This is a genomic window from Pseudomonas citronellolis, assembly GCF_001586155.1.
In the GTDB taxonomy this organism is placed as follows: Bacteria; Pseudomonadota; Gammaproteobacteria; order Pseudomonadales; family Pseudomonadaceae; genus Pseudomonas; species Pseudomonas citronellolis.
Genome location: NZ_CP014158.1, coordinates 1192182 through 1212737, shown reverse-complemented (window position 1 = coordinate 1212737; position 20556 = coordinate 1192182). Strand labels below are relative to the sequence as shown.

Annotated in this window: 18 protein-coding genes; 13 read left to right on the top strand and 5 right to left on the bottom strand. The window is 68.2% G+C overall.

The annotated features are described in order from the left end of the window. Positions 1–539: 539 nt before the first annotated feature. Entirely contained in the window at positions 540–1922 is a 1383-nt protein-coding gene (locus PcP3B5_RS05530) for an OprD family porin (protein ID WP_061560758.1), read from the top strand. A gap of 264 nt (positions 1923–2186) precedes the next feature. After that, positions 2187–3575 (top strand): OprD family outer membrane porin, encoded by a 1389-nt coding sequence (locus PcP3B5_RS05525; protein ID WP_061560757.1) that lies wholly within the window; start codon positions 2187–2189, stop codon positions 3573–3575. A 379-nt stretch (positions 3576–3954) separates the two neighbouring features. On the opposite strand, the gene PcP3B5_RS05520 is transcribed toward PcP3B5_RS05525, so the two are convergent. Further along, complete coding sequence (locus tag PcP3B5_RS05520) at positions 3955–5172, bottom strand: M24 family metallopeptidase (RefSeq protein WP_061560756.1); 1218 nt, start codon at positions 5170–5172, stop codon at positions 3955–3957. Positions 5173–5354: 182 nt separating this feature from the next. Between PcP3B5_RS05520 and PcP3B5_RS05515 the strand changes: the two genes are divergently transcribed. The 9 genes from PcP3B5_RS05515 to PcP3B5_RS05480 all read left to right on the top strand — a co-directional run bounded on the left by PcP3B5_RS05515 (position 5355) and on the right by PcP3B5_RS05480 (position 14975). Then, entirely contained in the window at positions 5355–5918 is a 564-nt protein-coding gene (locus tag PcP3B5_RS05515) for a helix-turn-helix domain-containing protein (RefSeq protein ID WP_009617731.1), read from the top strand. A 239-nt stretch (positions 5919–6157) separates the two neighbouring features. Further along, positions 6158–7741 carry an ABC transporter substrate-binding protein gene (locus PcP3B5_RS05510; protein ID WP_420820163.1) on the top strand — a complete coding sequence of 528 codons (1584 nt, stop codon included), beginning with the start codon at positions 6158–6160 and terminating at the stop codon, positions 7739–7741. Positions 7742–7886: 145 nt separating this feature from the next. Continuing rightward, on the top strand, positions 7887–9266 hold the full coding sequence (locus PcP3B5_RS05505; RefSeq protein WP_061560755.1) for an OprD family porin: 1380 nt from the start codon (positions 7887–7889) through the stop codon (positions 9264–9266). Positions 9267–9276: 10 nt separating this feature from the next. After that, positions 9277–10860, top strand: coding sequence for an ABC transporter substrate-binding protein (locus PcP3B5_RS05500; RefSeq protein ID WP_061560754.1), 1584 nt, complete (start codon positions 9277–9279; stop codon positions 10858–10860). Between the two features lie 64 nt (positions 10861–10924). Next, positions 10925–11935 (top strand): ABC transporter permease subunit, encoded by a 1011-nt coding sequence (locus PcP3B5_RS05495; RefSeq protein ID WP_061560753.1) that lies wholly within the window; start codon positions 10925–10927, stop codon positions 11933–11935. A 10-nt stretch (positions 11936–11945) separates the two neighbouring features. Then, a complete protein-coding gene (locus tag PcP3B5_RS05490; protein WP_058071443.1) occupies positions 11946–12857 on the top strand; it encodes an ABC transporter permease subunit in 912 nt (303 codons plus the stop codon). An 11-nt stretch (positions 12858–12868) separates the two neighbouring features. After that, entirely contained in the window at positions 12869–13036 is a 168-nt protein-coding gene (locus PcP3B5_RS31800) for a hypothetical protein (RefSeq protein WP_160336926.1), read from the top strand. Next, positions 13033–14004: an ABC transporter ATP-binding protein gene (locus PcP3B5_RS05485; protein ID WP_043315253.1), complete on the top strand. Its 972-nt coding sequence runs from the start codon at positions 13033–13035 to the stop codon at positions 14002–14004. Before PcP3B5_RS31800 ends, PcP3B5_RS05485 begins: the two co-directional genes overlap by 4 nt. Continuing rightward, positions 14004–14975 carry a peptide ABC transporter ATP-binding protein gene (locus PcP3B5_RS05480; RefSeq protein WP_061560752.1) on the top strand — a complete coding sequence of 324 codons (972 nt, stop codon included), beginning with the start codon at positions 14004–14006 and terminating at the stop codon, positions 14973–14975. The genes PcP3B5_RS05485 and PcP3B5_RS05480 overlap by 1 nt, the downstream gene beginning before the upstream one ends. 544 nt (positions 14976–15519) lie before the next feature. On the opposite strand, the gene PcP3B5_RS05475 is transcribed toward PcP3B5_RS05480, so the two are convergent. Next, the gene (locus tag PcP3B5_RS05475) at positions 15520–16146 is read right to left on the bottom strand and encodes a LysE family translocator (RefSeq protein ID WP_061560751.1); all 627 of its coding nucleotides are present in this window, start codon (positions 16144–16146) and stop codon (positions 15520–15522) included. A 137-nt stretch (positions 16147–16283) separates the two neighbouring features. Between PcP3B5_RS05475 and PcP3B5_RS05470 the strand changes: the two genes are divergently transcribed. Beyond that, entirely contained in the window at positions 16284–16766 is a 483-nt protein-coding gene (locus tag PcP3B5_RS05470) for an Lrp/AsnC family transcriptional regulator (RefSeq protein WP_061560750.1), read from the top strand. Here PcP3B5_RS05470 and PcP3B5_RS05465 read toward each other — a convergent pair. The 3 genes from PcP3B5_RS05465 to PcP3B5_RS05455 are packed head-to-tail and all read right to left on the bottom strand — an operon-like array spanning position 16763 to position 19109. Next, the gene (locus PcP3B5_RS05465) at positions 16763–17683 is read right to left on the bottom strand and encodes a 5-oxoprolinase subunit C family protein (RefSeq protein WP_061560749.1); all 921 of its coding nucleotides are present in this window, start codon (positions 17681–17683) and stop codon (positions 16763–16765) included. The genes PcP3B5_RS05470 and PcP3B5_RS05465 overlap by 4 nt on opposite strands. Next, positions 17680–18357 (bottom strand): 5-oxoprolinase subunit PxpB, encoded by a 678-nt coding sequence (pxpB, locus tag PcP3B5_RS05460; RefSeq protein WP_061560748.1) that lies wholly within the window; start codon positions 18355–18357, stop codon positions 17680–17682. Before pxpB ends, PcP3B5_RS05465 begins: the two co-directional genes overlap by 4 nt. Next, positions 18354–19109 (bottom strand): 5-oxoprolinase subunit PxpA, encoded by a 756-nt coding sequence (locus tag PcP3B5_RS05455; RefSeq protein ID WP_043315259.1) that lies wholly within the window; start codon positions 19107–19109, stop codon positions 18354–18356. The genes pxpB and PcP3B5_RS05455 overlap by 4 nt, the downstream gene beginning before the upstream one ends. A 144-nt stretch (positions 19110–19253) precedes the next feature. Between PcP3B5_RS05455 and lpxO the strand changes: the two genes are divergently transcribed. Then, on the top strand, positions 19254–20153 hold the full coding sequence (gene lpxO, locus PcP3B5_RS05450) for a lipid A hydroxylase LpxO (protein WP_061560747.1): 900 nt from the start codon (positions 19254–19256) through the stop codon (positions 20151–20153). Positions 20154–20556: the final 403 nt, after the last annotated feature.

The following is a 20556-nucleotide window of genomic DNA, read 5'->3' as shown; positions in this document are numbered from 1 at the left end:
TACCCATCACCGTGGCCGCATGGGTTTCGCAAGCTCAACCCATCCTACGAAGAGCACCTCGGCGCAGCCGGCAAGACAGTTGTTCCTACGCCGCCCCACCCGCACCATTCCAATGTAGGAGCGCGCCCTGCGCGCGATATCGCGGGCAGGGCCCGCTCCTACAGGTTGGCGCTAATATTCCTACGACACTGTATCCAAACACGCTGCGAAGCCTCTATTCCGGGCATCGGCGAGAAGCGGCGTAGTGAAGCACCAGGCATTTTTTCATTGTCGCGGCCGCCAGGCATGGCTTAGCTTCCCCCCTGAAGGTCCGGCAGCCCCGGCCCCCACGCCTTCCACGGCACGGCGTACCCGCCGCTGCCGTCCCTGCGCCCGCCCCATCCGCTGCGGGCAGCCATGAGCCAGGCCCGACCGGCCAGGCTCTTCCAACAATCATCCCACCGCACTCGCTTTCCGCCTTGCAGCCGGCCACCGGCCGTTCCCGGCGCGCGCCCAGGTGCCCGCCGTTGCGCACAGCACTAGAAACGAGGAGCAATCAGATGACCAATCCACACATCCGCCCCACCGCCATCGGCCTGGCGCTGCTCGCCGGCGTCACCGGCCAGGCCTGGGCGGCCGAAGAGGACGACAGGCAGCGGGGGCAGGCCGCCGCCAAGGGCTTCATCGAAGGCCAGAGCCTGACCCTGAGCACCCGCAACTTCGCCTCCCGCGAGCAAAAACATGGGCGCTTCGTCTTCAAGATCCCCAAGGACGACGGCTACGAGCCCACCCACAGCCGGCGCACCTGGGTGCAGGGCAGCATCCTGCAGTACAGCTCCGGCTACACCCGGGGCACCGTCGGCTTCGGCCTCGACGTCGGCGCCTTCCATGCCCTCAACCTGGAGCGCGGCAAGGGCGTGGTCGCCGGCGGCAGCAACCGCACCCTGACCGACAGCGACGGGCGGCCGCTGGACGAGTGGTCCAAGCTGGGCGTGGCCAACCTGCGCCTGCGGCTGTCCAATAGCGAACTGCGCGCCGGCCGCTTCCAGGTCCAGACGCCGGTGCTGGCCACCATCGACAACCGCGCCCTGCCCTCCACCTTCCGCGGCGTCGGCCTGACCAGCAGCGAACTCACCGGGCTCAGGCTGCAGGCCGGCAGCTTCGATCGCGTCAGCCCGCGCACCGGGGCCGGCGACGAGAAACTCACCACCACCTACGGCGACCGCAAGGCCAAGGGCGACCGCTACAGCTACCTCGGCGGGACCTACCGCGCGACGCCCAACCTCAGCCTCAGCGCCTACGGCGGCGAGTTCGAGGACATCTGGCGGCAGTACTACCTGGGCTTCTCCCACGACCTCGGCGACCCCGACGTGCTGGCCCTGCACACCCGCTTCGACGGCTACAGCACCCGCGATGCCGGCAGCCGCAAGGCCGGCTACATCGACAACGACACCTGGAGCCTGGCCTTCACCCTCGCCCGCGGCGCCCATAGCCTGATGGCGGGCTGGCAGCAGGTTGATGGCGACGAGTACTTCGACTACGTCAACGAGACCGCGGCCATCTACCTGGTCAACTACCTGCAATCCGACTACAACGGCCCCAACGAGAAGTCCGCCCAGCTGGCCTACGGCACCGACTGGGCCCGCTACGGCATACCGGGGCTGAGCAGCACGCTGTGGTACGCCAAGGGCTGGGGCATCGACGGCACCCGCTACGACGGCGACCGCAACGGCGCCCACGGCAGCTACGCCGAGGTGCGCAAGCAGGACGGCGAAAGGCATCGCGAACTGGGCATGACGCTCGCCTACAAGATCCAAAACGGCCCGCTCAAGAGCAGCAGCATCAAGCTGACCTACCGGCGCCACCGGGCCAGCCAGAACCAGGCCGACGGCAGCATCGACGACGTGCGCCTGATCACCACCCTGCCCTTCAACCTGCTGTAGCCCCCACCCCGGCGCCGCCCCGCCAGAGGCGGCGCCGGGCAGGTAGGCGCCCTCCATCGCCCCCGCGCCTACCTTCGACGAGTACCCCGCCGCCCGAATGCAATCCCCTGAATATTCGGAATTTTCCGTTTTTCGCAGCGCGGCCGAATCCGCCTTGATCGCCCTTCCCGCCCCCACTTAGCTTCGGCCCCTCACAGGGGCCAGCGCACCCACGGCGTCATCGGCCTAGCCCCTCCAACAAGAACAAGAAGGGAGCAACAGCCAATGATCCAGCAGCACATCCGCCCCACCGCCCTGGGCCTGTCCCTCGGCGCCTGCCTGTTCGGCCAGGCCTGGGCCGCCGAGGACGACCGCCGCGAGGCCCGCGGCCAGGCCGGCGCCAAGGGTTTCGTCGAAGGCCAGAGCCTCAGCCTGCGCACCCGCAACTTCGCCGCCCTGGAGCAGGCCCAGGACAGCAACGGCTTCCGCATCCCCAAGGAAGACGGCTCGGAGTTCACCCACAACCGCCGTACCTGGGTGCAGGGCACCCTGCTCAAGTACAGCTCCGGCTACACCCGGGGCACCGTCGGCTTCGGCCTGGACGTGGCCGGCTACCACGCCCTCAGCCTGGAGCGCGGCAAGGGTGTGATCGCCGGCGGCGGCGGCAACCGCACCCTGACCGACAGCGACGGCAACGCGGTGGACGAATGGTCCAAGCTGGGCATCGCCAACCTGCGCCTGCGCGTCTCCAGCACCGAACTCAGGGGCGGCCGCTTCCAGGTCGACACGCCGGTGTTCAACAGCCACGACAACCGCGTCCTGCCCGCCAGCTTCGACGGCTTCGCCCTGCTCAGCGAGGAACTGCCGGGCCTGGCGCTGCAGGCCGGCAGCTTCACCCGCGCCAGCCCGCGCGCCGGCGCCGGCGAGGAAGACCTGACCACCGAATACGGCACCCGCCTGGCCAAGGGCGACCGCTACAGTTACCTCGGCGGCAGCTACAAGGCCCCCGGCGGCCTGTCGGCGACACTCTACGGCGGGCATTTCGAGGACATCTGGAACCAGTATTACCTGGGCCTGAGCCACAGCCTGGGCGACCCGCAGAAGCTCGCCCTGCGGACCCGCGCCAACCTCTACAGCACCCGCGACACCGGGCGCCGCGCCGCCGGCTACATCGACAACGACACCTGGAGCCTGGACTTCACCCTCAGCCGCGGCGCCCACTCGCTGATGTTCGGCTGGCAGCAGGTCGAAGGCGACGAATACTTCGACTACGTGCACGAGACCAAGGCCATCCACCTGAGCAACGTGGCCTTCGCCGACTACAACGGGCCCAACGAGAAATCCGCGCAGCTGCGCTACAACACCGACTGGGCAGCCTACGGCGTGCCGGGGCTGAGCACCTCGGTGTGGTACGTCAAGGGCTGGGACATCGACGGCACGGGCTACACCGGCGACCGCAACGGCGCCTACGGCAACTACGCGAAGGGCCGCGAGCAGGACGGCGAGAAGCACCGCGAACTGGGCCTGTCGGCCGCCTACGTGGTGCAGAACGGGGCGCTCAAACGCAGCCACTTCCGCCTCATGTACGTCAGCCACCGCGCCAGCCAGAAACAGAGCAACGGCAGCGTCGACGAGCTGCGGCTGGTCAGTACCTTTCCCTTCGAGTTGCTCTAGCCACCGTGCAACATTGCAGGCTGTACCGAGGTGCTCGCTCCTACGAAAAGCCGTGCTCGCCTGCAACGTAGGAGCGGACCTTGTCCGCGATAGCCGGACGTCCCGGCGCGGTTCGCGGATGAGATCCGCTCCTACGCTGCCCCACCCGCGCCATCCCCCTGTAGGAGCGCGCCCTGCGCGCGAATCGCAGGCAGGGCCTGCTCCTACAGGTTGCCGGGCAGCGCGGTATTTCTCCCGTAGGAGCGGACCTTGTCCGCGATAGCCGAACGCCCCGGTGCGATCACGGATGAAATCCTGCGCCGCCATCCCCCTGTAGGAGCGCGCCCTGCGCGCGAATCGCGGGCAGGGCCCGCTACAATGCCCTCCGGTGCGGTAGGCCTTACCCCGCCAGACCGAATGGATCGTCGATGGAATGGCTCGGCCGGGTGAACCAGCGCGGGCCTTCGGCGCTCATGTAGAAGTGGTCTTCCAGGCGGATGCCGAACTCGCCGGGCACGCAGATCATCGGTTCGTTGCTGAAGCACATGCCGGCCTCCAGCGGGGTTTCGTCGCCGCGCACCAGGTAGGGGCCTTCGTGTATGTCCAGGCCGATGCCGTGGCCGGTGCGGTGCGGCAGGCCGGGCAAGGCGTAGTCCGGGCCCAGGCCGCCGGCCTCCAGGCAGCGCCGCGCGGCGGCGTCCACCGCCTGGCAGGGCGCACCCGGCACGGCGGCGGCGAAGGCGGCCAGTTGCGCGGCCTTCTCCAGGTTCCACAGGCTGCGCTGGCGCTCGCTGGGCGTGCCGAATACGTAGCTGCGGGTGATGTCCGAGTTGTAGCCGTGCAACTGGCAGCCAGTGTCGATCAGCACCATGTCGCCTTCACGCAGCGGGCGCGGCTCGCGCACGCCGTGGGGGAAGGCGCTGTCCTCGCCGAACAGCACGATGCAGAAGGTCGAGCCGGGCGCGCCGACGCGGCGGTGCGCCGCCTCGATGAAGCGCACCACCTCGGTGGTGCTGATGCCTTCGCGGAGGATGCTGGCGGTGGCCTTGTGCACTTCCAGGGTCATGTCCTTGGCGCGCTGCATCAGCGCCAGCTCGGCGGCCGACTTGCGCTGCCGGCCATGGTCGACGGCGGCGCTCGCATCCACCAGGCGCAGGGCGCCGGCAACCTCGCGCAGGCGCTCGACCATGCCGAACGGCAGGCTCGGGCACAGGCCGAGGCGGGCGTTGGCCGGCACGCCCAGCTCCACCAGCATGTCCAGCAGCAGGCGGTAGGGGCTCTGGTGTTCCTGCCAGGTGCGGATCGCCCCGGGCAGCACCTGGAAGTCGCGCACCGTGCCCTCCTCGAAGGCCGGGGCGAGGTACTGCGGCGCGCCCTCGGCGGGCACCAGCAGGCCGACCAGGCGTTCGCTGGGGTTCCATTTCACCCCGCTGAAATAGCGCAGGTAGCTGCCGGCATCGACGAACGCCGCGGCCATGCCCTGCTCGCGCAGGCGCGCCTGCAGGCCGGCCACGCGGGCCCGGTATTCGTCCAGCCCGATCGGCTCGACGCCGCCGCTCATGTCGCGCAGCCCCGCCAGAGCCTGCTCGGGGCTGCTGCCCCCAACGCCCAACGTCATCGCCCAACTCCCATCCTGAAAACTCCGGCGGAATTTAAGCATTACTTAAAATCCGTGCCAAACGAATTTTAAGCACCACTTAAAATCACGGCAAAAGCCCTCTTCGCAAGCCAACCTTTCCGGCCCTCTTCCTCCGCCTTCCTTCGCCGGTATACTGCCGGCATCCTCCAAGAGCCCAGCCAATGACCGTCGATCGAATCGGAGAGCGCCTGCGTCGCTATCGGCGCGCCGCGAAGAAGACCCTCAACCAGGTGGCCAGCGAATCCGGCCTCACCGCCAGCTTCCTGTCCCAGGCCGAACGCAACCTCACCGGGGTTTCCATCTCGTCCCTGGCCAGCATCGCCAAGTCCCTGGGGGTGCCGCTCAACGAACTGTTCGACCAGCCGCAGCAAGCGCAGCCGGACACCCACCAGGGCGAGCGCGTGCGCTATGCCATCGAGGGCCAGCCGCTGGGCTACGAACGCCTGTCCAGTTCCTTCCCCGGCAACCAGCTCAACGCGGTGAAGATGAACATGCCGGTCGGCTACCAGTCCGAGCTGATTGCCCACGAGGGCGCGGAATTCGCCTACGTGCTCAGCGGCAGCATCGTCTACACCATCGACGGCCGCAGCTACCCCTTGGGCCCCGGCGACTCGGTGCACTTCGACGCCGGCAAGCCCCACTGCCTGCGCAATGCCGGCGAGGAAACCGCCGAGGTGCTGACCGTCACCACCATGCCGCTGTTCGGCGAGCATCCGGGTACCTGAGACATTCCCTAGGCATTAGGACGCTTCTGATTTTTGCAGTAGCACTGAATTTAAGTTGACCTTAATTTCAGCCTGACTTAACTTCGCGTTCGACGTTCGCCGGCTACCCCGGCGGCATCCGACCATCGCCCACGGGGGAGCGGTGGCGCCCGAGCCGACACAGGTCCATCAGGCCCGCGCCCGGCTCCCTCAGAAAAAGAACAACGAGGTTAGGCATGCGTATGAAGCGTCGTAACTCCATGCATTCACTGGTCGCCGGCGGCCTGTTGCTGGCCAGCTCGGCGAGCTTCGCCGGCAGCACCCTGGTGTACTGCTCCGAAGGCAGCCCGGCCGGCTTCGACCCGGGCCAGTACACCACCGGCACCGACTACGACGCCACGTCGGAAACCCTGTTCAACCGTCTGGTGCAGTTCGAGCGCGGCGGCACCGAGGCCGTGCCGGCCCTGGCCGAAAGCTGGGAGACCAGCGCCGACGGCAAGGCCTGGACCTTCCACCTGCGCCACGGCGTGAAGTTCCACACCACCGACTACTTCAAGCCCAGCCGCGAGTTCAACGCCGACGACGTGGTCTTCACCTTCGAGCGCATGCTCGACAAGGACCAGCCGTTCCGCAAGGCCTACCCCACCGAGTTCCCCTACTTCACCGACATGGGCCTGGACCGCAACATCGCCAGGGTGGAGAAGCTCGACGACTACACCGTGAAGTTCGTCCTCAACGAAGTCGACGCCGCGTTCATCCAGAACCTGGCCATGAGCTTCGCGGCCATCCAGTCCGCCGAGTACGCCGGCCAGTTGCTCGCCCGGGGCAAGGCCAGCGAGATCAACCAGAAGCCCATCGGCACCGGGCCCTTCGTGCTCAGCCGCTACCAGAAGGACGCGCTGATCCGCTTCAAGGGCAACAAGGACTACTGGAAGCCCGAGGACGTGCGCCTGGACAACCTGATCTTCGCCATCAACACCGACGCCTCGGTGCGCATGCAGAAGCTCAAGGCCGGCGAATGCCAGATCAGCCTCAACCCGCGCCCGGCGGACCTGGCCTCGCTGAAGCAGGACGCCAACCTGAACATGCCCTCGCAGCCGGGCTTCAACCTCGGCTACATCGCCTACAACGTCACCCACAAGCCGCTGGACCGCGTCGAGGTGCGCCAGGCGCTGGACATGGCGGTGAACAAGCAGGCGATCATCGACGCCATCTACCAGGGCGCCGGCCAGCTGGCGGTGAACGCCATGCCGCCGACGCAGTGGTCCTATGACGAATCCATCAAGGGCCAGGCCTACGATCCGGCGAAGGCCCGGGAGCTGCTGAAGCAGGCCGGCATCGCCGAAGGCACCGAGATCACCCTCTGGGCCATGCCGGTGCAGCGCCCGTACAACCCCAATGCCAGGCTGATGGCCGAGATGATCCAGGCCGACTGGGCCAAGGTCGGCATCAAGGCGAGGATCGTCAGCTACGAGTGGGGCGAGTACATCAAGCGCGCCCACGCCGGCGAGCACGACGCCGCCCTGTTCGGCTGGACCGGCGACAACGGCGACCCGGACAACTGGCTCGGCACCCTCTACGGCTGCGACGCGGTCAACGGCAACAACATCTCCAAGTGGTGCGACGCGGCCTACGACAAGCTGGTCAAGCAGGCCAAGGCCACCACCGACCACGCCCAGCGCGTCGCCCTCTACCAGCAGGCCCAGCAACTGCTCGCCCAGCAGCTGCCCATCAGCCCCATCGCCCACTCCACGGTGTACCAGCCCATGCGCAAGTCGGTGCAGGGCTTCCTCATCAGCCCCTTCGGGCGCAACACCTTCTACGGCGTGAGCAACCAGCCCTAGCCGAGGCTTTCGGCCCGCCGACCCGGCGCAGACCGGGCAGCCCTTCGTTTCGCCACTGCCCCACACCCCGCGCGCCCGCCCAGGCAGGCGCGGCGGGATGCGTTTGCCGTCTCGAACAACAACGAAGAAGAAAAAGGAGCAATCCATGCAGTGTCCCTACTTCAAACCCGCTGTACTGGGCCTGGCGATCGGCGCCGGGCTGCTCGGCCAGGCCCAGGCCGCCGAGGACGATGCGAACAAGGGCCAGGCCGGCGCCAGCGGCTTCATCGAGGGCCAGAAACTGACCCTCAGCACGCGCAACTTCTTTTCCCGCGAGCAGATGCACGACAGCTTCGGCTTCCGCATTCCCAAGGAAGGCGGCTCGGAATTCACCCACAGCCGCCGCGCCTGGGTGCAGGGCACCATCCTCCAGTACAGCTCCGGCTACACCCAGGGCACCGTCGGCTTCGGCCTCGACGTGGCCGGCTTCAACGCCATCAACCTGGAGCGCGGCAAGGGCGTGATCGGCGGCGGCGGCAACCGCACCCTGGCCCACAGCGACGGCGAGGCGCTGGACGAGTGGTCGAAGCTGGGCATCGCCAACCTGCGCCTGCGCGTCTCCAACACCGAGCTCAAGGCCGGGCGCTTCCAGGTGGAGACGCCGGTGTTCAACAGCATCGACAACCGCGCCCTGCCGTCGAGCTTCAACGGCGTCGGCCTGCTCAGCGAAGAGCTGGCCGGCCTCTCGCTGCAGGCCGGCAGCTTCACCCGCGCCAGCCCGCGCACCGGGGCGGGCGACGAGGACTTCACCACCGAGTACGGCACGCGCCAGGTCAAGGGCGACCGCTACAGCTACCTCGGCGGCACCTACAAGGTCGCCGACAACCTCTCGGTGAGCGCCTACGGCGGGCATTTCGAGGACGTCTGGAACCAGTACTACCTGGGCTTCTCCCACGACCTGGGCGATGCGCAGAGCCTGGCCCTGAACACCAGCTTCAACCTCTACAGCACCCGCGACACCGGCAACCGCGAGGCCGGCTACATCGACAACGACACCTGGAGCCTGGCCTTCACCCTCAGCCACGGCGCCCACAGCCTGATGCTCGGCTGGCAGCAGGTGGACGGCAACGAGTACTTCGACTACGTGCACGAGACCTCGGCCATCTACCTGGCCAACTCGCTGCTGTCGGACTACAACGGTCCCAACGAAAAGTCCGTGCAGCTGCGCTACGGCACCGACTTCGCGCCCTACGGCATGCCCGGCCTGAGCACCGCGGTGTGGTACGCCAAGGGCTGGGACATCGACGGCACCCACTACGACGGCGATCGCAACGGCGCCTATGGCAACTATGCCGAGGTCCGCGGCCAGGACGGCGAGAAGCACCACGAACTGGGCCTGATGGGCACCTACGTGGTCCAGGACGGCCCGCTCAAGCGCAGCAAGTTCCGCCTGATGTACATGAAGCACCTGGCCAGCCAGAACCAGGTCGACGGCAGCGTCGACGAGGTCCGCCTGGTCAGCACCTTCCCCTTCGACCTGCTGTAGGAGAACCCCCATGATCCCGCGCTACCTGCCCCTGCTCCTGGCGCTCGGCGCCGGCCCCGCGCTGGCGCAGAACCTGGTGGTGTGCACCGAGGCCAGCCCGGAGGGTTTCGACATCGTCCAGTACACCGGCGCGGTCACCGCCGACGCCGCCGCCGAGACGGTGTTCAGCCGCCTGGTGGCGTTCCGCCCGGGCACCACCGAGGTAGTGCCGGCCCTGGCGCAGCGCTGGGAGGTCAGCCCCGACGGGCTGGCCTACACCTTCCACCTGCGCCCGGGGGTGAAGTTCCACAGCACCGACTACTTCAAGCCCAGCCGCACGCTGAATGCCGACGACGTGCTCTGGAGCTTCCAGCGTGCGCTGGACCCGCAACACCCCTGGCACGCCTCGGCGCCGCGCGGCTACGCCTACTTCGAGGCCATGGGCATGGGCGAGCTGATCAAGTCGGTGGACAAGCTCGACGACCTGACCGTGCGCTTCACCCTCAACCACCCGGAAGCGCCCTTCCTCGCCGACATGGCCATGGGCTTCGCCTCCATCTACTCGGCCGAATACGGCGACCAGTTGCTCAAGGCCGGCAGGCAGGAACAGCTCAACGCCCAGCCCATCGGCACCGGCCCCTTCGTCTTCAGCCGCTACGCCCGCGACGCCCAGGTGCGCTACAAGGCCAACCCGGACTACTTCGGCGGCAAGCCGGCCATCGACAACCTGGTGTTCGCCATCACCCTCGACCCCAACGTGCGCATGCAGAAGCTGCGCCGCGGCGAGTGCCAGGTGGCGCTCTACCCGAAACCGGCCGACGTGCCGCAGCTGCAGAAGGAAGCGAACCTGGCGGTGGACAGCACCGACGCCCTGCTGACCACCTACGTGGCCCTCAACACCCAGCACAAGCCACTGGACGATGCGCGGGTGCGCCAGGCCATCAACCTGGCCATCGACAAGCCGGCGCTGCTGGAGGCGGTGTTCGGCCCCGGCGCGGCGACCCCGGCGATCAACCCCTACCCGGCGACGCTGCTCGGCTACAACCGGCAGCTCCAGGACTGGCCGCACGACCCCGAGCGCGCCCGGGCCCTGCTCAAGGAAGCCGGGGTGGACGACGGCCTGAAGCTGACGCTGTTCATCCGCAACGGCAGCTCGCCGACCATCCCCAACCCGGCGCTGGCGGCACAGATGATGCAGGCGGACCTGGCCAAGGTCGGCATCGCGCTGCAGATCCGCTCGCTGGAATGGGGCGAGTTGCTCAAGCGCTCCAAGGCCGGCGAGCACGACCTCTCGCTGCTCGGCTGGGCCGGCGACAACGGCGACCCGGACAACTTCCTCAGCCCCAACCTCAGCTGCGCGGCGGCCAAATCCGGGGAAAACCAGGCGCGCTGGTGCGACGCGGCCTTCGAATCACTGATCCAGCAGGCCCGGCGCACCGACGAGCGGTCGAAGCGGCAGGAACTTTATGAAAAGGCGACAAAGATATTCCACGAACAGGCCCCCTGGATTCCCCTGGCGCATCCTAAGCTGTTCAATGTGCGCCGCAGCAATATCGAGGGCTACACCATCAGCCCGCTGAGCAATAACAACTTCGCCGAAACCCGGGTGAAGTGACAATAAAAACGGGCGCCCGCGTTATCCCCGCGGGCAGCCGCGTGATGAGGAGTCCGCCCCCACCATGCTGAGTTTCATCGCACGCCGTTTCGGCCTGCTCATTCCGACCTTCTTCGGCGTCACGCTGCTGACCTTCGCGCTGATCCGCATGATCCCCGGCGACCCGGTCGAGGTGATGATGGGCGAGCGCCGCGTCGACCCGCAGATGCACGCCGAGGCCATGCACCGCCTGGGCCTGGACAAGCCGCTGTACCAGCAGTACCTGGACTACATCGGCAACCTCGCCCAGGGCAACCTCGGCGAATCCCTGGTGACCCGCGACAGCGTCTGGCACGAGTTCCTCACGCTGTTCCCGGCGACCCTGGAACTGGCCATCGCCGCCATGCTCTTCGCCGGCACCTTCGGCCTGCTGGCGGGGGTGATCGCGGCGCTCAAGCGCGGCTCGGTCTTCGACCACGGGGTGATGACCATCTCCCTGGCCGGCTACTCGATGCCGATCTTCTGGTGGGGCCTGATCCTCATCATGCTGTTCTCCGTGACCCTCGGCTGGACGCCGGTGTCCGGGCGCCTGGACCTGCTCTACGACATCGAGCCGAAGACCGGCTTCATGCTCATCGACACGCTGCTCTCCGACGAGCAAGGCGCCTTCCTCGACGCCCTGCACCACCTCATCCTGCCGGCCATCGTGCTGGGCACCATCCCGCTGGCGGTGATCGCCCGCATGACCCGCTCGGCCATGCTCGAGGTGCTGCGCGAGGACTACGTGCGCACCGCCCGCGCCAAGGGCCTGTCGCCGGCCCGCGTGGTGTTCGTGCACGCCCTGCGCAACGCCATGATCCCGGTGCTCACCGTGTTCGGCCTGCAGGTCGGCGCGCTGCTGGCCGGCGCCGTGCTGACCGAGACCATCTTCTCCTGGCCGGGCATCGGCAAGTGGCTGATCGACGCCATCAGCCGCCGCGACTACCCGGTGGTACAGAACGGCATCCTGCTGGTCGCCACCCTGGTGATCCTGGTCAACTTCACCGTGGACATCCTCTACGGCCTGGTCAACCCGCGCATCCGCCACCAACGCTGAGGAGCCCGCGATGAATTCCATGCAAAACGCTCCCGCCGGCGACCCGAGCCTGGTCTACCCCTCGCCCCTGAAAGAGTTCTGGCAAGCCTTCGCGCACAACAAGGGTGCGGTGGGCGGCCTGGCCTTCATGGTGCTGATCGTCTTCTGCGCGCTGTTCGCACCCTGGGTGGCGCCCTACGACCCCAGCGAGCAGTTCCGCGACTTCCTGCTCACCCCGCCGGTGTGGCTGGAAGGCGGCACCGGGCAGTTCCTGCTGGGCACCGACGAAGTGGGCCGCGACATGCTCTCGCGGCTGATCTTCGGCGCCCGCCTGTCGCTGATGATCGCCCTCAGCTCGGTGGTCATCTCGCTGCTGCCGGGGCTGGTGCTGGGCCTGGTCGCCGGCTTCTCGCCGAACCGCCTGGGCCCGGTGATCATGCGCCTGATGGACATCATGCTGGCGCTGCCCTCGCTGCTGCTGGCGGTGGCCATCGTCGCGGTGCTCGGCCCGGGGCTGTTCAACACCGTGATCGCCATCGCCGTGGTCTCGCTGCCCTCCTACGTGCGCCTGACCCGCGCGGCGGTGCTCGGCGAGGTCAACCGCGACTACGTCACCGCCTCGCGCCTGGCCGGCGCCGGCCTCTGGCGGCTGATGTTCGTCACCGTGCTGCCCAACTGCATGGCGCCGCTGATCGTCCAGGCCACCCTGAGCTTCTCCTCGGCCATCCTCGACGCCGCCGCCCTGGGCTTCCTCGGCCTCGGCGTGCAACCGCCGACCCCGGAGTGGGGCACCATGCTGGCCTCGGCGCGCGACTACATCGAGCGCGCCTGGTGGGTGGTGAGCCTGCCGGGCCTGGCCATCCTGCTCAGCGTGCTGGCCATCAACCTGGTGGGCGACGGCCTGCGCGACGCGCTGGACCCGAAACTCAAGAGCGCGGCGTAAGGAACATGCAGATGAAGAACTTCATGCTCCTCGTAGGATGGGTGGAGCGAAGCGATACCCATCACGCCAGCGCCAAGCCGATGGGTTTCGTTGCACTCAACCCATCCTACGCGCCCCGCATGCCCGCCCCCGCAACGATGAATGTTCCCGTGCAGCGCCTGATGGAGACCGCCGTATGAGCCTCCTGGAAATCCGCAACCTCTCGGTGCGCTTCGGCGGCGCCGACGCCGTGCCCGTGGTCGACGGCCTCGACCTGAACGTCGACAAGGGCGAGGTGCTGGCCATCGTCGGCGAGTCCGGCTCCGGCAAGTCGGTGACCATGATGGCGCTGATGGGCCTGATCGACGCCCCCGGGCGCATCACCGCCGACACCCTGCGCTTCGACGGCAGCGACATGCTCAAGCTCAAGGGCCGCGAGCGCCGGCGCATCGTCGGCAAGGACATCGCCATGGTCTTCCAGGACCCGATGACCGCCCTCAACCCCAGCTACACCGTGGGCTTCCAGATCGAGGAAGTGCTGCGCCTGCACCTGGGCCTGCGCGGCAAGGCCGCGCGCCAGCGCGCCCTGGAACTGCTGGAGAAGGTCGAGATCCCCGGCGCCGCCCAGCGCCTGGACGCCTACCCGCACCAGCTCTCCGGCGGCATGAGCCAGCGCGTGGCCATCGCCATGGCCATCGCCGGCGAGCCCAAGCTGCTGATCGCCGACGAGCCCACCACGGCCCTGGACGTGACCATCCAGGCGCAGATCATGGAACTGCTGCTGAACCTGCAGCGCGACCAGGGCATGGCGCTGATCCTGATCACCCACGACCTCGCCGTGGTCGCCGAGACCGCCCAGCGCGTCTGCGTGATGTACGCCGGCCAGGCGGTGGAGATCGGCCAGGTGCCGGCGCTGTTCGACCTGCCCACCCACCCCTACACCGAGGCGCTGCTCAAGGCGATTCCCGAGCACAGCGCAGGCGAAGAACGCCTGGCCACCCTGCCCGGCATCGTCCCCGGGCGCTACGACCGGCCACAGGGCTGCCTGCTGTCGCCGCGCTGCCCCTATGTGCAGGATGACTGCCGCGCCATCCGCCCGGCCCTGGAACCCCACGTCCGCGGCGCGGTGCGCTGCTACTACCCGCTGAACCTGAAGGAGGTGGTCTGATGGAAGCCGTACTGACCGCCCGCGACCTGACCCGCCACTACGACATCGCCCAGGGCCTGTTCAAGCCCCACGCCCTGGTCCGCGCCCTCAACGGCGTGTCCTTCGAACTGCAGGCCGGCAAGACCCTGGCGGTGGTCGGCGAGTCCGGCTGCGGCAAGTCCACCCTGGCCCGCGCCCTGACGCTGATCGAGGAGCCCACCTCCGGCTCCCTGCGCATCGCCGGCCAGGAAGTGAAGGGCGCCAGCCACGAGCAGCGCAAGCAACTGCGCCGCGACGTGCAGATGGTGTTCCAGAACCCCTACGCCTCGCTCAACCCACGGCAGAAGATCGGCGACCAGCTCGGCGAGCCGCTGCTGATCAACACCAGCCTGTCGCGCAGCGAACGCCGCGAGCGGGTGCAGGCGATGATGCAGCAGGTGGGCCTGCGCCCGGAGCACTACCAGCGCTACCCGCACATGTTCTCCGGCGGCCAGCGCCAGCGCATCGCCCTGGCCCGCGCCATGATGCTGCAGCCCAAGGTGCTGGTGGCCGACGAACCGACCTCGGCGCTGGACGTGTCCATCCAGGCCCAGGTGCTCAACCTGTTCATGGACCTGCAGCAGGAGTTCGGCACCGCCTACGTGTTCATCTCCCACAACCTGGCGGTGGTGCGCCACGTAGCCGACGACGTGCTGGTGATGTACCTCGGCCGCCCGGCGGAAATGGGCCCGGCGGACAAGCTCTACGAACGCCCGCTGCACCCCTACACCCGCGCCCTGCTCTCGGCCACCCCGGCGATCCACCCGGACCCGGGCAAGCCGAAGATCAAGATCCAGGGCGAACTGCCCAACCCGCTCAACCCGCCCAGCGGCTGCGCCTTCCACAAGCGCTGCCCCTATGCGACGGAGCGTTGCAAGGTGGAAGTGCCGGAACTGCGGCTGCTGGATGAGCGGCAGGTGGCTTGCCATCATGCGGAGCAGTTTCTGGGGTAATGGTGCTAATGCTGGGCTCCGCTCCCTCACCCTAACCCTCTCCCAAAGGGAGAGGGGACCGTTGGGCAGAGCTGGGTATTCTGCAGTTAGCCGGATATCTCTCCGTGCTGTCCGGCTGAAACCACACTTCCAACCGGCACGGACAAGCCCCCTCTCCCTCCGGGAGAGGGGCCGTTCGGAGTGTGCTGATATTCGGAGTCAGTTGGACGCTGTGATATCCGGCTGAAACCTCACCCCCAGCCGGCACGGACAAGCCCCCTCTCCCTCCGGGAGAGGGGCCGTTCGGAGTGCGCTGATATTTCGGAGTCAGCCGGACGCTGTGATATCCGGCTGAAACTTCACCCCCAGCCGGCACGGACAAGCCCCCTCTCCCTCCGGGAGAGGGGCCGTTCGGGGTGTGCTGATATTTCGGAGTCAGCTGGACGCTGTGATATCCGGCTGAAACTTCACCCCCAGCCGGCACGGACAAGCCCCCTCTCCCTCCGGGAGAGGGCTGGGGTGAGGGCAACGGAGCATCCCTGTACTCCACAATTCCCCCACACCCCTACACCGCCCTCAACAACGCCAACCGCGCCCCGAACCCGATCAGCAACGAAGCAAAAACCCACTGCTGCACCCGCTGCGCCAAGGCATGCCGCTCCAGCCAACGCCCCAACCGCGCCCCGCTCAACGCATAGAAACTATCGAACGCCAACCCCACCCCCACCAACACCGCCCCCAGCACGCCGAACTGCAACGCCAACGGCCCCGCATCCGGCCGCACGAACTGCGGCAGCAGCACCGAACAGAACAACAACGCCTTGGGATTGAGCAGATTGGTCAGCAACCCATTGCCAAAGGCCCGCCGCCAACTCCGCGCCTGCACCTCGGCCACAGGCTCGATGCCCGCCAACGACGGCCGCGCCAGCAACATGCGCAGCCCCAGCCAGGCCAGGTAGGCCGCGCCAGCCAGACGCACCACATTGAAGGTCCAGGGCACGCTGCGGAACAACAGCGCCAGCCCGGCACCAGCCAATACCACATGGCAGCCCCGCGCCGTGGCCAGGCCCAGGGCGGTGACCAGGGCCGTGCGGCCGCCGCGGCTGGCGCCGGTGTGCAGCAGCAGGAGCATGTCCGGCCCGGGCAGCAGGTAGACCATCGCCAGGGCCAGCAGGAAGACGCCGAAATCCATGGTTCGCACTCCGCAGCAAGGGACTCCGGTCAAGGATTCTATGCCCGAAGGCCAGGGCAGGTGCTTGCGTATTCGGCTTGCCAGCCCGTCTGGTTTTGGCATGATCTGCCAATCAAAATCCTGAAATCTGGCCAGATATGCCAAACCACAAACTGGACGCCTACGACCACCGCATCCTCGCCGCCCTGCAACGCGACGGCCGCCTGAGCAACGTGCAACTGGCCGAGGCCATCGGCCTGTCGCCCTCCCCCTGCCTGCGCCGCGTGCGCCTGCTGGAAGAGGCCGGGGTGATCCGCCGCTACGGCGCCGACCTAGACCGCGACCAGATCGGCCTGGGTCTGACGGTGTTCGTCGGGATCAAGGTGGAGCGCCACCACGAGGAGCAGGCCGAAGCCTTCCGTCGCGCGGTGGTCGACCTGCCCGAGGTCATCTCGGTGCACCTGGTCTCCGGCGAAGCGGACTTCCTGCTGCAGGTGGTGGTGCCGGACCTGCGCGCCTACGAGCACTTCCTCACCGGCACCCTGCTGAAGCTGCCGGGGGTGAGCGACATCCGCAGCAACTTCGCCATCAGCACCCTCAAGGAATCGGCGCCGCTGCCCTTGCAGCACCTGCCCCGCTAGCCGCGGAAAAAACGGTAGAAGCGCCGCAGTTCATCCTGCGCCGCCTCCAACTCCGCCTCGGCGAAGCGCACCTCAGCGTGGGCCGGGCACTGCGCCAGGAGGCCCAGGTCCAGGGGGTGGACGAAGCCGAGCAGCGGGTAGCCGCCCATGCTCTGGTGGTCGGCCTGCAGGACGATGGGCTGGCCATCCGGCGGCACCTGGATGGCGCCACGGACCATGCCCAGCGACCATTGCCGGCGGGGTGCGCGGATCGGCTCGCCGTGCAGGCGCGCGCCCATGCGGTCGGATTGCGGGCTGAGTTGCCAGGTGCGCTCGAAGAAGGCGGCACGCTGCTCCGGCTCGAAGGCGTCGCCGCCGGGCAGCACGCGCAGCACCGGCGTGTCGCGGTAGTCCGGCACGTAGGGCCAGGGCACGCTGGCGCCGCGTTCGAAGGCTGCACCGCTAGCCGCGCAAGGCAGCAGGTCGCCCTCCTCCAGCGCCCGGCCGTCGCCGTGCAGACCGCCCAGGCCCTCGCGGCGCTGGGAGGCGACACTGCCCAGCACGGGTTCGACGCGGAAGCCGCCCGCCGCGGCCAGGTAGGCGCGCTGGCCGCTGGCGGCGAAGCCCAGTTCCAGTTCCTGCCCGGCGCGCAGAGCGAAGCGCGACCAGCCAGGGCGCGCTTCGCCGTCCACGCGGATCGGCACTTGCGCACCGCACAGCGCCAACCAGCAATCCGCTTCGGCCCGCAGGCGCAGGCCGCCGAGTGCCACCTCCAGCAGCGGCGTGCCCCAGGCGTTGCCCAGCAGATGGTTGGCCCAGGCCGCGGCATGGATATCCACAGGCCCGCCGGTGGATACACCGAGATGCTGCCAGCCGTGGCGGCCGGCATCCTGCAACAGGCTCAGCGGGCCGGCCTTGAGTACCCGCAGGCCACTCATGAGCGACCTCCGGCGCGGCGGAAGGCAGCCTCGTCGATGGGCAGGAAACGCACCCGGTCGCCCACCGCCAGCGGGCACGGCGGCTCCTGATGCGGATCGAACAGGCGCTGCGCGGTGAGCCCCAGCAGGTGCCAGCCGCCCGGCGAGGCCTGTGGATAGACCGCGGTCTGCCGCTCGGCGATGGCCAGGCTGCCGGCCGCCACGCGGGTGCGCGGGTTGGCCCGGCGCGGCAGGGCCAGGCGCTCGTCCAGCTCGCCGAGATAGGCGAAGCCAGGCGCGAAACCGATGGCGCCGACGCGGTACTCGCGGGCGCTGTGCAGTTCGATCACCTGGTCCCGCCGCAGGCCGCAGCGCCGGGCCACCTCGTCGAGGTCCTCGCCGGCGTACCACACGCGGATTTCATGCAGGCGCCCGGCGGCGTCGCTCGGCTCGGGGCCGGGCCAGTCCGCCAGCAACGGCGCCAGGCGGCGCTGCAGGTCGAGGGGGTCGGTGCGGCGCAGGTCGTAGTGCAGCAGCAGCGTGGTCCAGCCCGGCACCAGGTCGGTCAGCACCTCGCCCAAGGCCGAGCGCAGGCGTTCGGCCAGGGCGGCGATGCGTAGCGGCAGGTACGCGTCCGGGCGTTCGGCCAGGGTCAGCAGCAGGGCTTCGGCGCCGAAGGGCTCGACGCGGATCATGCGGCGTCCAGCAGGCCACGCAGGCGCCGCAGCACCGCCAGGGATTCGGGGTTGTCGCCGTGCACGCAGAGGCTGTCGGCGCGCAGCCGCAGCGGGTTGCCGTCGATGTCCGGGAAGGGCTCGCCACGGGCGATGGCCAGGGCCTGGTCGAGGATACGCTGCGGCTCGTGGTGCACCGCGCCGACCAGGCGCCGCGGGGCCAGCTGGCCGTCGGGCAGGTAGGCGCGGTCGGCGAAGGCCTCGAACATCAGCGGCACGTCGGCAGCATCGGCCAGGGCCAGTTCGCGGCGGTTGTCGGCCAGGGCCAGGACCATCAGCGGCAGGCCCTTGCGGTAGGCCGCGCAGGCATCGAGCACCGCCGCCAGCAGGGCGTCGTCGCGCACCAGGTCGTTGTACAGCGCGCCGTGGGGCTTCACGTAGTCGACGCGGGTGCCGGCGGCGCGGCAGAAGGCGTCCAGCGCGCCCACCTGGTACAGCACCAGGGCCTGCACCTCTTCCGGCGAACAGCTCAGATGGCGGCGGCCAAAACCGGCCAGGTCGGGGTAGGACGGATGCGCGCCTATGCTCACGCCCTGCTCCACCGCCAGGCGCACGGTGCGCTGGAGGGTCAGCGGGTCGCCGGCGTGGAAGCCGCAGGCCAGGTTGGCCTGGTCGATCAGCGGCATGGCGTGGACGTCGTCGCCCATGCGCCAGGCGCCGTAGCTTTCCCCCATGTCGCAGTTGAGCAGGATGCGAGTTGACTGATCGGTCATGATACTGCCTCGACTTCGCCGGCGAGTTTCGGAAACATCCCTAGGTTAAACCAGAGGGCCATCATTTAGTCTTAGGAATATTCAGTAACGATTCAGGGGAGTAATATCCTCCGCTTCCTCCCGCCGAAAGCCATCGACTCGAAGATGAAAGCCCTGATCCTGGCTGCCTACGCGGCCTGCATCGCCTATGTGCACGTACGCGGCAAGGTCCGCCACAAGCTGTCCCGGCAGCTGAGCGACCACTCCAGCTTCCTCGCCCCGCTGAACTGCTTCATGTACCTGTTCTCCAGGGTGCCCAACACGCCGTACCTGACGCCCAACGCCTTCCCGGAGATGCAGAAGCTCACCGACAACTGGGAAGTCATCCGCGCCGAGGCCCTGCGCCTGCGTGAGGCCGGCAGCATCAAGCGCTCCGAGCAGTACAACGACGTCGGCTTCAACTCCTTCTTCAAGACCGGCTGGAAGCGCTTCTACCTGAAGTGGTACGACGACGCCCACCCCTCGGCCGACGTGGTCTGCCCGCAGACCACCGCGCTGCTGCGGGAAATCCCCTCGGTGAAGGCGGCGATGTTCGCCGAGCTGCCGCCGGGCTCGCGCCTGGTGCGCCACCGCGACCCCTACGCCGGCTCGCTGCGCTACCACCTGGGGCTGTTCACGCCGAACGACGAGGGCTGCTTCATCGAGGTGGACGGCCAGCGCTACTCGTGGAAGGACGGCGAGGCCGTGGTGTTCGACGAGACCTACATCCACTACGCCGAGAACACCACCGAGCACGACCGGGTGATCCTCTTCTGCGACGTCGAGCGGCCGCTGAAGTACCGCTGGGCGCAGGCCTTCAACCGCTGGTTCAGCCGCAACGTGATGGCCGCCGCCGCCTCGCCCAACGACGACGGCGACAAGACCGGCGGCATCAACCGCGCCTTCGGCACGCTGTACAAGATCCGCCTGCAGGGCAAGGCCCTGAAGAAGCGCAACCGCAAGCTGTACTACCTGCAGAAATGGGCGTTCTTCGGGGCGATCCTGGCGTTCATTCTCTGGATCTGAAGGTGCGGTGCTCTTCGTAGGAGCGAGCTTGCTCGCTCCTACAGGTGATAACCGGGCATATCGGCGCGATTCGCGGATAAGATCCGCTCCTACGCTACCCCACCCATGCCATTCCCATGTAGGAGCGCGCCCTGCGCGCGATTTCGCGGGCAGGGCCCGCTCCTACAGGTAGCCGGGAAACACGGCGTTCCTCCCCCGTAGGAGCGGACCTTGTCCGCGATAGTCGGAGATTCCGGCGCGGTTCGCGGATGAGATCCGCTCCTACGCTACCCCACCCATGCCATTCCCTTGTAGGAGCGCGCCCTGCGCGCGATTTCGCGGGCAGGGCCCGCTCCTACAGGTAGCAGGGAAACACGGCATTCCCCCTGTAGGAGCGGACCTTGTCCGCGATTACGCCGGCAAG

Excerpts from the sequence above, each read along its gene's own strand:
- PcP3B5_RS05530 (WP_061560758.1), top strand. The coding sequence starts at position 540 with ATGACCAATCCACACATCCGCCCCACCGCCATCGGCCTGGCGCTGCTC.
- PcP3B5_RS05525 (WP_061560757.1), top strand. The coding sequence starts at position 2,187 with ATGATCCAGCAGCACATCCGCCCCACCGCCCTGGGCCTGTCCCTCGGC.
- PcP3B5_RS05520 (WP_061560756.1), bottom strand. The coding sequence starts at position 5,172 with ATGACGTTGGGCGTTGGGGGCAGCAGCCCCGAGCAGGCTCTGGCGGGG.
- PcP3B5_RS05515 (WP_009617731.1), top strand. The coding sequence starts at position 5,355 with ATGACCGTCGATCGAATCGGAGAGCGCCTGCGTCGCTATCGGCGCGCC.
- PcP3B5_RS05510 (WP_420820163.1), top strand. The coding sequence starts at position 6,158 with ATGCATTCACTGGTCGCCGGCGGCCTGTTGCTGGCCAGCTCGGCGAGC.
- PcP3B5_RS05505 (WP_061560755.1), top strand. The coding sequence starts at position 7,887 with ATGCAGTGTCCCTACTTCAAACCCGCTGTACTGGGCCTGGCGATCGGC.
- PcP3B5_RS05500 (WP_061560754.1), top strand. The coding sequence starts at position 9,277 with ATGATCCCGCGCTACCTGCCCCTGCTCCTGGCGCTCGGCGCCGGCCCC.
- PcP3B5_RS05495 (WP_061560753.1), top strand. The coding sequence starts at position 10,925 with ATGCTGAGTTTCATCGCACGCCGTTTCGGCCTGCTCATTCCGACCTTC.
- PcP3B5_RS05490 (WP_058071443.1), top strand. The coding sequence starts at position 11,946 with ATGAATTCCATGCAAAACGCTCCCGCCGGCGACCCGAGCCTGGTCTAC.
- PcP3B5_RS31800 (WP_160336926.1), top strand. The coding sequence starts at position 12,869 with ATGAAGAACTTCATGCTCCTCGTAGGATGGGTGGAGCGAAGCGATACC.
- PcP3B5_RS05485 (WP_043315253.1), top strand. The coding sequence starts at position 13,033 with ATGAGCCTCCTGGAAATCCGCAACCTCTCGGTGCGCTTCGGCGGCGCC.
- PcP3B5_RS05480 (WP_061560752.1), top strand. The coding sequence starts at position 14,004 with ATGGAAGCCGTACTGACCGCCCGCGACCTGACCCGCCACTACGACATC.
- PcP3B5_RS05475 (WP_061560751.1), bottom strand. The coding sequence starts at position 16,146 with ATGGATTTCGGCGTCTTCCTGCTGGCCCTGGCGATGGTCTACCTGCTG.
- PcP3B5_RS05470 (WP_061560750.1), top strand. The coding sequence starts at position 16,284 with ATGCCAAACCACAAACTGGACGCCTACGACCACCGCATCCTCGCCGCC.
- PcP3B5_RS05465 (WP_061560749.1), bottom strand. The coding sequence starts at position 17,683 with ATGAGTGGCCTGCGGGTACTCAAGGCCGGCCCGCTGAGCCTGTTGCAG.
- pxpB (WP_061560748.1), bottom strand. The coding sequence starts at position 18,357 with ATGATCCGCGTCGAGCCCTTCGGCGCCGAAGCCCTGCTGCTGACCCTG.
- PcP3B5_RS05455 (WP_043315259.1), bottom strand. The coding sequence starts at position 19,109 with ATGACCGATCAGTCAACTCGCATCCTGCTCAACTGCGACATGGGGGAA.
- lpxO (WP_061560747.1), top strand. The coding sequence starts at position 19,254 with ATGAAAGCCCTGATCCTGGCTGCCTACGCGGCCTGCATCGCCTATGTG.